General features: G+C 68.2%; 13 protein-coding genes. 8 read left to right on the top strand and 5 right to left on the bottom strand.

The features are described 5' to 3' along the window. Window positions 1–21 precede the first annotated feature (21 nt). Window positions 22–741 (bottom strand): hypothetical protein, encoded by a 720-nt coding sequence (locus tag EV643_RS26975; protein ID WP_133802949.1) that lies wholly within the window; start codon window positions 739–741, stop codon window positions 22–24. Between the two features lie 132 nt (window positions 742–873). On the opposite strand from EV643_RS26975, the gene EV643_RS26970 reads away from it, so the two are divergent. The 8 genes from EV643_RS26970 to EV643_RS26935 all read left to right on the top strand — a co-directional run bounded on the left by EV643_RS26970 (window position 874) and on the right by EV643_RS26935 (window position 7,763). Next, window positions 874–1,053: a DUF5302 domain-containing protein gene (locus EV643_RS26970; protein WP_133802948.1), complete on the top strand. Its 180-nt coding sequence runs from the start codon at window positions 874–876 to the stop codon at window positions 1,051–1,053. A 374-nt stretch (window positions 1,054–1,427) separates the two neighbouring features. Next, entirely contained in the window at window positions 1,428–2,129 is a 702-nt protein-coding gene (locus EV643_RS26965; RefSeq protein WP_133802947.1) for a GntR family transcriptional regulator, read from the top strand. A 153-nt stretch (window positions 2,130–2,282) separates the two neighbouring features. Then, window positions 2,283–3,386, top strand: coding sequence for a TIGR03364 family FAD-dependent oxidoreductase (locus tag EV643_RS26960; RefSeq protein WP_133802946.1), 1,104 nt, complete (start codon window positions 2,283–2,285; stop codon window positions 3,384–3,386). After that, complete coding sequence (locus EV643_RS26955; RefSeq protein ID WP_133802945.1) at window positions 3,383–4,090, top strand: phosphonatase-like hydrolase; 708 nt, start codon at window positions 3,383–3,385, stop codon at window positions 4,088–4,090. The genes EV643_RS26960 and EV643_RS26955 overlap by 4 nt, the downstream gene beginning before the upstream one ends. Further along, window positions 4,087–5,118, top strand: a complete 1,032-nt coding sequence (locus EV643_RS26950; protein WP_133802944.1) for a 2-aminoethylphosphonate ABC transporter substrate-binding protein — start codon at window positions 4,087–4,089, stop codon at window positions 5,116–5,118. Before EV643_RS26955 ends, EV643_RS26950 begins: the two co-directional genes overlap by 4 nt. Next, a complete protein-coding gene (locus EV643_RS26945; protein ID WP_133802943.1) occupies window positions 5,115–6,149 on the top strand; it encodes an ABC transporter ATP-binding protein in 1,035 nt (344 codons plus the stop codon). Before EV643_RS26950 ends, EV643_RS26945 begins: the two co-directional genes overlap by 4 nt. Then, a complete protein-coding gene (locus EV643_RS26940; RefSeq protein ID WP_133802942.1) occupies window positions 6,149–6,982 on the top strand; it encodes a 2-aminoethylphosphonate ABC transporter permease subunit in 834 nt (277 codons plus the stop codon). The genes EV643_RS26945 and EV643_RS26940 overlap by 1 nt, the downstream gene beginning before the upstream one ends. 25 nt (window positions 6,983–7,007) lie before the next feature. After that, complete coding sequence (locus EV643_RS26935) at window positions 7,008–7,763, top strand: ABC transporter permease (RefSeq protein WP_133802941.1); 756 nt, start codon at window positions 7,008–7,010, stop codon at window positions 7,761–7,763. A gap of 15 nt (window positions 7,764–7,778) precedes the next feature. On the opposite strand, the gene EV643_RS26930 is transcribed toward EV643_RS26935, so the two are convergent. The 4 genes from EV643_RS26930 to EV643_RS26915 form a co-directional block, all read right to left on the bottom strand. After that, window positions 7,779–8,225, bottom strand: a complete 447-nt coding sequence (locus EV643_RS26930; protein WP_133802940.1) for an SRPBCC family protein — start codon at window positions 8,223–8,225, stop codon at window positions 7,779–7,781. Next, window positions 8,209–8,541 carry an ArsR/SmtB family transcription factor gene (locus tag EV643_RS26925; RefSeq protein ID WP_238165830.1) on the bottom strand — a complete coding sequence of 111 codons (333 nt, stop codon included), beginning with the start codon at window positions 8,539–8,541 and terminating at the stop codon, window positions 8,209–8,211. Before EV643_RS26925 ends, EV643_RS26930 begins: the two co-directional genes overlap by 17 nt. A gap of 333 nt (window positions 8,542–8,874) precedes the next feature. Beyond that, window positions 8,875–10,935 carry an alpha/beta hydrolase gene (locus EV643_RS26920; protein WP_238165829.1) on the bottom strand — a complete coding sequence of 687 codons (2,061 nt, stop codon included), beginning with the start codon at window positions 10,933–10,935 and terminating at the stop codon, window positions 8,875–8,877. A 136-nt stretch (window positions 10,936–11,071) separates the two neighbouring features. Then, window positions 11,072–12,142, bottom strand: a complete 1,071-nt coding sequence (locus EV643_RS26915; protein ID WP_133802938.1) for a class I SAM-dependent methyltransferase — start codon at window positions 12,140–12,142, stop codon at window positions 11,072–11,074. Window positions 12,143–12,383 lie beyond the last annotated feature (241 nt).

Raw genomic sequence — 12,383 nt, 5'->3', positions numbered from 1 at the left:
GTCGCGGGGCGCCTCCCGGGATTATTCGGCCGGTGAGACAAGGAGGGCCGGGGCGACGCGGGCCGACCCGATCCCGCGATCGGGTTTGCCGAGGCGGAAGCGGACCTTGCCCTTGAGTACGGTGCCGGACTCGGCCAGACCGTCCGCCGGCGGTTCGCCCGGGAAGAGCGTGAAGGTCCAGCGGTCGTTGTGCTCGCAGTCTGGTGGAACGGCACCACACTGCAGGACCCGGGCACCCCAGACCTGCCGCGTCATCAATCGACGCGTGTCCACGCCCAGGACGGTGAAGTCCTCGACCGGTGCGTCGACGACGGCCTGGTAGCTGCCGAGCGACGGCCCGTAGACCCCGGTCACGCCCACCACGAGACTCCACTCGCGCCCACTCGTCAACGCAACCCCGTCGGGTAGCCGCTCATCGAACACGTCGTCCGCGGCATGACCGACCTGATCAGCCCGTACTACGGCCGGTTGGGCTCGCCGGGTATCCAACGAACCAGGTGCGGGCACGAGCACCACGCCGTACTGGGTCTCGTCGGCGAAGCGGGCCCTGCTGAAGTGTTCGGTGAGGGCGGTGACGGCCTTCTCTGCCCGCTCCCACTCGGTCGGGGAGAAGGCGGTCGTCAGGTACTCGTGGGTGATCGCGGGCAGGCCTCGATCGCGGACGAGGCCGGCGATCGCGGTACACGTGGTCCAGCCGCTGGTGAGCAGCCGTGCGATTTCGCTGTCCCGGAATGCGTTCATCGTGTGTGGCAGGCTAGTGGCGAGCGCGGACAGTATCGGGCGGGCAGACTGTGGGCCCCGGTGAAAACTGCTGGCGGGGCGGCGGTTGGTTAGCTAGAGTCTGTAAGCCTGACGGTTTGTGAAGGAGACGGTATGAGCGACAAGCCCAGCAAGCCGGCGCAGGACGATCTGCAGAAGAAGTTCCGCGAGGCACTCGCCAAGAAGAACGCCCAGCACGGGGAGCACCCGGGCACCGGGCCGCGGCACGAGGGCGTCGGCGAGGCGCACAACGACAAGCAGAAGCGCCAGTTCCGGCGCAAGTCCGGTAGCTGACCAGCCGCCATCCATCCATCTGAGCCCCGGGCTGCCACCCGGGGCTCTCTTTTTCTCCGGTACGCCGCGGTCGGTCGCCGGGCCGTCTTCCGGTACGCCGCGGCCGGTCGCTTTCCCCGTACGCCGCGGACGCTTACGGTCCGCCTTGAGCACCCGCCAGGCGTGATCCGGCACGGAACATGACTAGTCGGTGCCCAAGGTCGTCGGACCGTACGTCCCGTACGCCGCGCGGTCGGCTGGTTCCCGGTCCGCCTCGGTCCGCCTCGGTCCGCCTTGAGCACCTGGTGGGCGTGATCTGGCAGGGAACGTGACTTGCCGGCGCCCAAGGTCGTCGGGCCGTTGGTTCGGGGGTGTGGTCGTCTATTGTCGGGCGGGTGAGTGTGCCCCTGCACTATGCGGTGAAGACGCGGTTGGTGGAGTTGCTGGATCGGTTGGGGGAGGGGGCTGCCTTGCCGCCGGAGCGGGCGCTGGCGGCCGAGTTCGGGGTGTCGCGGTGGACGATGCGGCAGGCGATCCGGGAACTGGTGGCCGACGGGCGGTTGCGGGCCCGGCAGGGGCAGGGGACCTTCGTGGCGACACCGAAGCTGATCCAGCCGTTGGCGTTGGTGAGTTATACCGAGGCTCTGCGGGCGCAGGGGCAGACCCCCGGGCGTGAGGTCGTGACGTTCGACGAGATCGCGGCGGATGTGGAACTCGCCGGGGGGTTGGGGATCGGCGAGGGAGAGCCGGTTCATCGGCTGGAACGGGTGCTGTCCGCGGACGGACAGCCGATCGGACTGGAGACGACCTATCTGTCGGTGGCGCGGTTCCCGGCGTTGCGGGCGGTGCTGGAGCCGACGGGGTCGCTGTACCGCTGCCTCACCGATCAGCTCGGCGTCCGCTTCGCCGAAGGTGAGGAACTCGTCGAGACCGTCATCGCGACCCCACGCGAGGCCGAACTCCTCAAAGCAACCCAATCCCTGCCCATGCTCCTGCTCCACCGCAACAGCCGAGACACCGACGGTCGCCCGATCGAGGTAGTCCGCTCCCTCTACCGAGGCGACCGCGTAGGCTTCCGCGCCACCCTCCGCCCCTAACTCCGCGCCGCCCTCCGCCTGCACGCGTGGGTCGGCGGAGGGTGGGCGAATTCAGTGTTTGGGCGGGGTTCATCTAGTGGACAAGTTTGGGCTGCGCGAGCGTAATTGGTCCGGACCAATCTTGGCGGTGTTGCCGAGGTTAGGAGCTGGACTGTGCGGGTGGTCGTGGTGGGCGGGGGCGTGCTGGGCACGTTTCATGCCTGGGAGGCGGTGCGGCGGGGGCATCAGGTGGTCCAGGTCGAGCGGGAGGCCGAGGCTCGCGGGGCCAGCGTGCGGAACTTCGGGCTGGTCTGGGTCAGCGGGCGGGCGGACGGGCCGGAGTTGGCGACCGCTCAGCGGGCTCGGGAGCTGTGGGCCCATGTACCCGGGATCAGCTTCCGGCCGGCGGGATCGCTGACGGTCTGCCGGACCGAGGACGAGTTGGCCGTGGCCAAGGACGCTGCGGCTCGGTCGGATGCCGGTGAGCGTGGGTTCCGGGTGCTCGATGCGGACGAGGCCAGGAAGCGGAATCCGGCCATCCGGGGCGACCTGCTCGGGGCGCTGGAATGCACGCGGGACGCGATCGTCGAGCCGCGCGAGGTGCTGCCTGCTCTCCGCACCGAGCTGCAGAAGTCAGGGCGCTACGAGTTCCACAGCGGCCGCGAGATTCGTGCTGTGCAAGCGAATCAGGTCCGCTCCGATCAGGGTGAGACGTATGCGGCCGACCTGATCTTTCTCTGTACGGGAGCCTGGCACGGCGGGCTGATTCGTGAGCTGACCGAGGATCTTCCGCTGCGGCGGGTCCGGTTGCAGATGATGCAGACGGCTCCGCTCGACGAGCAGCTGACCACCGCGGTCGCCGACGGGGACAGCCTCCGCTACTACCCGGCGTACCAGGGGCCGGCGTTGGACGCGCTCAGGCAGACGCCTCAGCCAACAGTTGCCGCGAGCAACGCCATGCAGTTGCTGATGGTTCAGCGGACGCATGGCGGGCTGACCATCGGGGACACGCACGAGTACGCCGAGCCGTTCCCGTTCGACGTCAGCAGCGAGCCGTACGACCACCTCCGTGACACCGTCGAGCAGATCCTCGGTGGGCCGCTTCCGGAGATCACCCGACGCTGGGCAGGTGTCTACTCGCAGGCCACCGAACAAGGGGAGGTCGTCGTACGGCGTACCGTGGCCGACGGGGTGCACCTGGTCACCGGCCCGGGTGGTCGCGGGATGACGATGGCACCCGCGATCGCCGAAGCCAGCCTCGAGGCGGTCGCCGGATGAACGCGAACGCGGCAACCGGAATTCAGGTCGCGGTTCTCGACATGGCCGGTACTACGGTCGCTGACAACGGACTCGTTGAGCATGCCTTCACCGAGGCGATCGGTGCCCAGGGCATCCATTCTGGCGAACCCCGGTACGACGACATGCTCCAGTACGTCCGCGCGACGATGGGCGAGTCCAAGATCACCGTCTTCCGGCATCTCCTCGACCAGGACGAAAACGCTGTCCGGCAAGCGAACAAGGCGTTCGAGACCGCGTACGCCATGCTTGTCGACGACGGGTATTGCCGCCCGATCGATGGCGCCGAGGACACGATCCGGCGGCTTCAAGACAACGGGATCAAGGTCTGCCTGACCACCGGATTCTCCCAGACCACCCAGCAGCGCATTCTGACCGCGCTCGGCTGGCGTGATCTCCCCGATCTCACCCTCTGCCCGGCCCAGGCCGGACGGGGCCGTCCCCATCCGGACATGGTCCTCAAGGCCGTTCTGGAACTGCAAGCCGACGCCATGGCCGCGGTGGCCGTGGCCGGCGACACCGCCTACGACATGACCTCGGGGAGGCGGGCCGGTGCCGGCCTGGTCGCCGGGGTCCTCACCGGTGCCCATGGCAAGGAACAGCTCGAAGCCGCCGGCGCCACGCACGTCATCGAATCCATCCGGGACCTGCCCGGGTTGCTCCGAGACCGAAAGCTGGAGAAGTGAAGGCCCTCAGAACTCTGCTCGCCGCCACCCTGCTCACCACGATCTCGCTCACCACCGCCGCCTGTGGTGGCACCGGAGCGGCATCCACGGACACCGCCAAGACCGTCACCGTCTACAGCGCGGACGGGCTGGCCGACTGGTACAAGACCCGCTTCGACGCATTCACCCAGCAGACCGGGATCAAGGTCCAGTTGGTCGAGGCCGGCTCCGGCGAGGTCGTCTCCCGGTTGCAGAAGGAGAAGTCGAACCCGCAGGCCGATGTCGTGGTCACGCTGCCGCCGTTCATCCAGAAGGCATCGGCCGACAAACTGCTGCAGCCGTACGACGTACCGGGTGCCGACCAGGTGAAGGGCCTGAAGGGGTCCGACTACGTCACCGTGATCGACAACTACCTGAGCTTCATCGAGAACCAGAAGGCCGGCCAGCCGAAGACCTTCGATGATCTGCTCGACCCGCGGTTCAAGGGCAAGGTCCAGTACTCGACTCCCGGCCAGGCCGGCGACGGTACGGCGGTCCTCCTGCTCCTGCAACACCTGCTCGGCAAGCAAGGCGCGCTCGACTATCTGGCCAAGCTGGAGACGAACAACGTCGGCCCGTCCGCATCCACCGGCAAGCTCCAGCCGAAGGTGAGCAAGGGTGAGATCTGGGTCGCGAACGGCGATGTCCAGATGAACCTCACCTCGATCACCAACGACAAGTCCGCGTTCAGTGTGTTCTTTCCGGCCGGCAAGGACGGCAAGCGGACCACCCTCGCCCTTCCGTACGTGATGGGTCTCGGTGCGAACGCCCCGAACACCGACGGCGGGAAGAAGCTGATGGATTACCTGCTCTCGACCGAGGCCCAGCAGACCGCCTCGAGTGACGCCTTCGGGATCCCGGCCCGCGCCGACGTGAAGCCGACCGATGCCAACTTCCAAACAGTGAGTAAGTTGATCGCCGGGGTCGAGGTCTGGCAGCCGGACTGGACGACGGTGCTGGCCGAACTCGATGCGGATGCGGCGGCCTATAAGAAGGCCGTGCAGGGATGACCGTCCAGCTCGAGGACGTCACGGTGCACTTCGGCCGGACGTGTGCGCTGGAGGGTCTGAACCTCACCGTGGCGGCCGGGGAGACGGTTGCTCTCCTCGGCCCGTCCGGTTCGGGGAAGTCGACGGCGCTCAAGGCGGTCGCCGGCTTCGTCCGGCCGAGCCGCGGCCGGATCAGGATCGCCGGCGTCGACGTCACCGACGTTCCACCGGCCAAGCGGGGGATCGGAGTCGTCGTCCAGCAGTACGCCCTCTTCCCGCATCTCCGGGTCGCCGACAACGTCGCCTTCGGCCTCCGAGCGGCCCGCAGACCGAAGGCCGAGGTGACCAGGCGGGTCGCGGAGATGCTCGACATGGTCGGTATGAGCACCTACGCCAGGCGATTCCCGCGCGAGTTGTCCGGCGGCCAGCAGCAACGAGTCGCCATCGCCCGAGCACTCGCGATCCGGCCGCCCGTCCTCCTCCTGGACGATCCCCTGGCCGCCCTCGACGCCCAACTTCGGGCCGACATGCTCGACGAACTCCAGAAGCTCCGCCGCGAGGTCCCCGACGTCGCGATCGTGTACGTCACCCACGACCAGGCCGAAGCTCTCGCGCTCGCCGACCGCATCGCCGTGATGCGTGCTGCCCGACTGGTCGACATCGCTCCGTCCGCCGACCTGTACGCCGCTCCGCCATCGGCGTTCACCGCATCCTTCCTGGGCGGCGCGAACCTCCTGCCCGTGGAGGTTTCGGCCGATGAGGTCCGAGTAGCCGGCCACCCGCTGGCCGGAGTCCGGGCGAAGGAAGGCAACAACCTGTTGTGCATCAGGCCGCACGCGGTGCGCCTCGGGTCTGGAGGTCTGCCGGCGCGACTTCTCGCGGCTCAGTGGCGTGGTGCGTCGAGTCGGCTGACATGTGCGATCGACGGGCTGCCCGACGTGCGCGTGCACATCGACGTGCCGGCAGGTGGACCGTTGCCGGAGGTCGGCGCGCAGGTGTCGATGGTGCTGCCGCCCGAGGCGTGCAGCCTGGTCCCAGCGGGAACGCGCTGATGGCCGTCGAAGCACTCAATTTCCAAGTTGCTCCAAGTAACAAAGGGCGTCAGTCCAAGAGATCCCTTTGGCTGCTGCCGCCGATCTTGTTGCTCGCGGCACTGGTCGTGTACCCACTGGTGCTGGTGGCGACGGAATCGTTCACCGGCGGTCTGGCGACCTGGCGCGAGGTGGTCGGCTCCACCGAGTTCAGGAACGCGTTGATCAGAACTATCCAGATCTCCGTGACTTCGACCATCGGCTGCCTGATCGTCGGGACGTTCCTGGCTGCGGTGATCAGTTTCGTCCCGTTCCCCGGCGCGCGGATCGTGTCCGGCGTGGTCGACGCGATGCTGTCCCTGCCGTCGTTCCTGGTCGCGCTTTCGTTCACGTTCCTGTACGGAACGGCCGGCGTACTCGGCTCCCTGGCGGGCGGTTTCCTCACCACCCCATGGGCCGTCGTACTTGCCGAGATCACCTTCTACACCCCGTTCGTGATGCGGCCGTTGCTCGGGGCAATGGCCCGGATCCCGCGGGTCCAGCTGGACGTCGCGGCGAGTCTGGGCGGCGGTCCTTGGCGGGTACTGAGCAAGATCGTGCTGCCCGAGGTGAAACCCGCACTCGTCGCCGGTGGGAGTCTGACCCTGCTGCTCACGCTCAACGAGTTCGGGATCGTGCTGTTCCTCGGCGCTCGCGACACCACGACGTTGCCGATGCTCGTGCACACCAAGGGCATCGTGATGTTCGACTACCCGGGCGCCTGCGTGATCGCCGTCGTCCAGATCCTGCTGTCGATCACCCTGTACGCCGTACTTCGGTCCGCCCTCGGAGGTCGCCGTGCTCGTCTGGACTAGACCCGGCCGACTCGTCACCTGATTCGTGTTCGCGATCGTGCTCGCAGTACTCGTGCTCGCGCCGTTCGTCGTGGTCGGTGCCGCGGCGTTCTCGGGCAGCTGGAACGGCGTGTTCCCGTCCGACCCGACCACGTCCCACCTGCGCGATGCGTTGTCAGGCGACGAGTTGGCCTCGTTGACGGTAAGCCTGCAGACAGCGTTGCTCGGTGGACTGCTGGCGGTCGTGTTCGGCACCTGGGCTGCGTTGGCGAGCCGTACTGCGTCCGCACCGCTCGTGCGCTTCACCGATGCGTTGTACCACCTGCCGATCGCCGTACCGTCGGTCGTTGTCGGTCTGGGCTTGCTGGTCGCGTTCTCGCGGCCGCCTTTGTTACTCAACGGAACCAAGTGGATCGTGGTGATCGCCCATCTCGTGTTGATGGTCGCGTTCACCTACGGCACGGTCGCGGCCGCCCTGCAACGTACCGATGACGCCTACGCGGATGTCGCCGCATCGCTTGGCGCTTCGCCTGCGCGCGTGCTCTGGCAGGTACGGCTGCCAATGCTGCGCCCCGCGATCGTGTCGGCGGCGAGCCTGTCCGTCGCGCTGTCGATGGGCGAGGTCGGCGCGACGATCATGGTGTATCCGGCGTCGTGGCGGACCTTGCCGGTGAGCGTGTTCGCGCTGACGGATCGCGGTCAGACCTTCGTCGCCGCGGCCGAGTCGCTGGTGCTGCTCGCGGTGACCGTCGTCCTCGTCGTCACCCTCGACCGCTTGCGGGGCCGAGCTGTCGAGCGGTGATCGTCCTGCTCGTGGTCAGGCTCGATCGGTTGTGGGGTCGGGCTGTGGCGGGTTGAGGAGGGCGGCCAGGCGGTCGAGTTCGGGTCCCCAGCCTTCCTGGTGGCGGGTGGCGTCCTCGGCGTCGGCGAACCCCGTGTGGGTGAGGAGCATCCGGGTGCCGTCGTCGACCTCGGTCAGCTCGACCCGGACCTCGGTCGGGTCGCCGTCGTCCTCGTCCCACTTCCAGGTGAAGGCCAGCCGAGTTGGCGGCTCGACCTCGAGATAGGTGCCGCGGACGACGTACGGGCCCATCACCACGACGTAGTCGCCGCCGACGCGGACGTCCGCATCGACTTTGAGGTCGAGGGCGGGGTTCGGGCAGTACCACTGGGCGAGCAGGTCGACCTGGGTCCAGGCGTCGTACACCTTCCCGATCGTTGCCTTCAGCACCCGTTCGATCCGGATCTCAGTGCCGGTCGTCATCGCCTTCTCCCTCCACGAGCTCCGCCAGTCGATCGACGGTGCGGTTCCAGTACGTCGTGAGATCGCCGAGCCAGGCCTGTACTTCGGACAGTTGGGCCGGCCGCAACGCGCAGACGACGGTGCGGCCCACCTTGCGCCGGGTCACCAGCCCCGCGTCGACCAGCACGCCGACGTGTTTCGTCATCGCCGGCGGACTCAGCTCGTGCGGCGCGGACAGTTCGCTCATCGTCGCCTCACTCCGGCTCAGCCGTTCCACAATGGCCAGCCGAGTCGGATCCGCCAGCGCCCCGAACGTCGTCGTCAGCACACCGAACACTTCACCAGACGGTGAAGTATCAGTCAAGTGCAGCAGCCCTCCACCCTTCGCGGAAGCCGCGGAAACAGAGGGGGTGCGGGGTGCGTGAGCCCCGGATGGGGTTGTGCGGGTGTCGGTGGGGTGCGGGTGCCGGTCGTGCAGGGTGTCGGTTGCGTGGGGGCGCAGGTTGTGCGGGGTGGCCGAGGCGCGGGTTGTGCGAGGTACGGGTTGTGCGGGCGGGTACGGGTTGTGCGGGCGGGGTACGGGCTGTGCGAGGTGCGGGTTGTGCGGGCGGGGTGCGGGTTGTGCGGGTGCTTGGGCGGGGCAGAGCGGGGTGGGAGGCAGGTGGGGAGGTCAGAGGAGTGGAGCGAGGAGGTTGGCGGCTTGGGTGGCGCCGGTGGTTGCGACTGGGAGGTAGTCGATCGGCTGGGTGAGGGCCTTGGCGATCGCTTCGGCGAGGCGGGTCGGGTCGGCGGCTTCTGGGTAGCTGAGGCGGTGGCCGGCGTTGTAGCGATCCAGTCGGGCGGCGACGTGGAAGTTCTGCTCGAAGTGATGCCGCAGCGGGACGTACAGGAAGGGGATCCGCTGGGCCGTGAGCTCCATGCACGTCGTCAGACCGCCTTGCGTGATGGCGAGATCCGCGGCCGCCAGATGCCGGTGCAGGTCCGGCAGATACCCGCGGATCGACACCCCGGGCACACGAGGCAGCGACGCGGGATCGATGCGCGGCCCGGTGACGATCACGAACTCCAGCCCCGGTACGAGTCCCCGCGCCGCCGGGACCGCGGCGAGAATCCTGTGCAGCAAGGAGGATCCGACCCCCGAGCCGCCCACCGTCACCACACACAGCGGCCGATCGGTCCGGTACCCGAGCGACGCGCGATCCACCGGCTCCGGCTCGAATCCGGTCACGTAGCCGGCGAAGTCGAAGTTGCGTTCGGTCCAGTCGCGGATCGTGGGCAGTCCTGGTCCGAAGGTCGCGTCGACGATGTCGTCCGGGTCGCCGACGAAGATCGACCGGTCCCGGAGCCGGTGGTACCGCGCCCGCTGCTCGATCATCTCCGCGTTGTAGTCGGCGGTCAGCGCAGCCTCCTCGATCCCGCCATCCGGCATCGGCAGCCAGCCGACGAAGTCGGTCAGCCAGGCGTAGGCGAACCTCTTCAGCTCCGGGTTCTCGTGCAGGAAGTAGTCCACCTCCCAGGCCTCGTCCCCGATCACCAGGTCGTAGTGCTCGTCCGCCACTAAGTCGGCGAAGGTGTGGAAGTTCGCCACCAGGATCTCGTCCATCCGCCGGATCGCCTGGAACGCATGCAGGTCGTGCTCGTCGGCCTCGAACTCGATGTGCCTCGACTCGTTGAACAGCCACTTCGACGCCGGGTGCACGGTCTCGCCGGCGTCCGCGAGTACCCGGGTGACGGGGTGCTGGGCGAGCCAGTCGATCTGCAGATCCGGGTGATGCACGCGCAGTTCGAGGGCGATCGCCAGGTCCCGACGGGCATGGCCGAGGCCGATCGGTGACGACAAGTAGAGGGCTCGGCGGGGCCGTCCGGCTGCGCGCACCCAGGTACGGCGTACCGGGCGGGGTGCGACGCGATCGGTGAAGTCCTTGATCGAATGGTTGACCACGACCGGGTCGCGGGCGTGTGGTGCGTGGCCGCCGCCCGCGACCGTGAGCAGCGAACCACCGGTCAGTTCGGCGAGCCGCGCTCCCTCGGCGTGCGGGCGGATCGCGTCGTCGGAGCCGTGGATGACGAGGACCGGTTGGTGGAGGTCGGCGAACCGTTCCGGGGGCAGATGGTTCTGGCGCCCGTCCTCGGTGTCGACGAGTCGCTCCGGGGCGATCTCGTGGGCCCAGCCGATCGTGTCCTCGATCTGCTTGGTGGAGTGCGGCTCCGGGAACAGCTTGGTGAAGAAGTACTCCACGAAGTCGTCGTACCCGCCCTCGACCCAGTAGTGCCGGTTGTACTTCGCCCAGCCTTCGGTGGTGTCGTGGCGCGCGTCGAAGGTCCAGCGGGTGCGTTCCTCGAGCATCGGGGTGAGCCTGGTCGCCGGGCCGATGCAGATCACGCCCAGTACGCGGTCCGGCTGGTCCAGCGCCACCTCCAGGGCCCAGGGGCAACCGCGGGAGAATCCGACCAGTACTGCGGACGCGGTCTGGGTCGCGTCGAGGACGGCGAGGGTGTCGGCGATGAACTCGGTGTCGTCGTACGCCACTGCGCCGACCGGCCGCCCTGATCCGCCGGAACCACGAGCGTCGAAGGTGATCACCCGGAAATGCCGTGCCAGATAAGGAACCTGAGCCTTCCAGCACCGCGAAGTCACGATCGGCCAGGTCGGCAACAACAGAATCGTCGGCCCGTCCCCGAACACCTGATACGCGATCTCCACTCCACCCCGCTCGACGGACCCCTCCACGTCCGCCCGCCGAGCCCCCCACCCCACATCCCCCCGCCGAGCCCGTACCGCGTCCCCGCGCCGACCTTGCGTCGGCGCGGGGATTACGGGGCGTGCTGGTTGCTCTGTCATCGGTCTTCCCCCGGTGCCAACTGTGTCAGGGGCGGACTTCGAGTACCAGGTTGAAGGGGGTTTCGGCGGCGACGCGGAATCGGGTGAAGCCGGCGGCCGTCGTCACGTCGCGGATGCGGGCCGGGCCGGCTTGGGTGCCGAGTGCCAGACCGACTTCCTGGGACAGCGCTCCCGGCGTACAGAGCAGGGTCGAGAAGCCGTAGTACGCGCGGCCGACCGGGTTCAGGTTGTCTTCGACGCGATCGCCGGCCATCGGTTCGACGACCATCCACGTGCCGTCCGGCGCCAGCGACTCGCGCACCCGCCGGGCCGCGCCGACCGGGTCGCCCATGTCGTGCAACGCGTCGAACGTCGTCACCAGGTCGTACCCCGATCCGCCGTACGCCGTGGAGCCGGCCACCTCGAACGTGATGTCCACCCCTGCCTCGGCAGCCCGGATCCGCGCGGTCTCGATCGATTCCGGGTGATAGTCGAACCCGGTGTAACTGGACTGCGGGAAGGCCTGCGCCATCAGGATCGTCGAGGAGCCGTGACCGCAACCGATGTCCGCGACCTTCGCACCGCGTTCGAGTTTGGCGACCACGCCGTCGAGCGCGGGCAGCCAGTTTTCGCTGAGGTTGGCCAGGTAGCTGGGGCGGAAGAAACGCTCGCAGCCGATGTGGACGTCCGAGTCGTGCTCGTGCCAACCGATCCCTGCTCCGCTGCGGGCGGCCTCGATCAGCCGGCTGGAGTCCTGGACGGTGCCGAGCGCGATCTGGAAGATCCCGGGCAGGTACGCCGGGCTGCTCTCGTCGGTGAACGCGACCGCCTGCTCGGGCGGCAGCGTGTACGTCGCGGTCGCCGGGTCGTATTCGACGAAACCGCCCGCGGCCTGGGCGTTCAGCCACTCGCGGGCGTAGTGGTCGTCGGTGTTCGTCCGGTCGGCGAGTTCGGCGGGCGTGGTCGGTCCTGCGCCGGCCAGCGCGTCGTAGTACCCGAGCTTGTCGCCCATCACCACGAGCGCGGCGTTCAACGTCGCCCCCACTTCGCCGACGGCATTGAACACGAACGCCATCAGCTTGTCGCCATCGACGGCGACGGCCTGGTCGGTTGTCATGGTTCCTCCCCTAGTCACTGCTGGTCCTCAGTCACCGCTGGTGCTGAGTCGCTTGGTACGGCGAACGTAGGAGCGCGGTGTTCGTCTTCGCATCAGGTGGGGCACCTGGTCGTGACGTGCGGATCGCGTCGGGTGCGCGGGCGATCGTTCACGTGACAGCCCAGAGTGGAGCCCGAGGGTCCTGGGTCGGAAGTTCGTGCGCAGCTCCGGCGCCCAGGCAGGCACCTCGCGGCGTTGGAGA

Source organism: Kribbella caucasensis (assembly GCF_004361855.1).
In the GTDB taxonomy this organism is placed as follows: domain Bacteria; phylum Actinomycetota; class Actinomycetes; order Propionibacteriales; family Kribbellaceae; genus Kribbella; species Kribbella caucasensis.
Note: the sequence above shows the minus strand (reverse complement) of the source record. Positions and strands in the feature narration are given on the sequence as shown.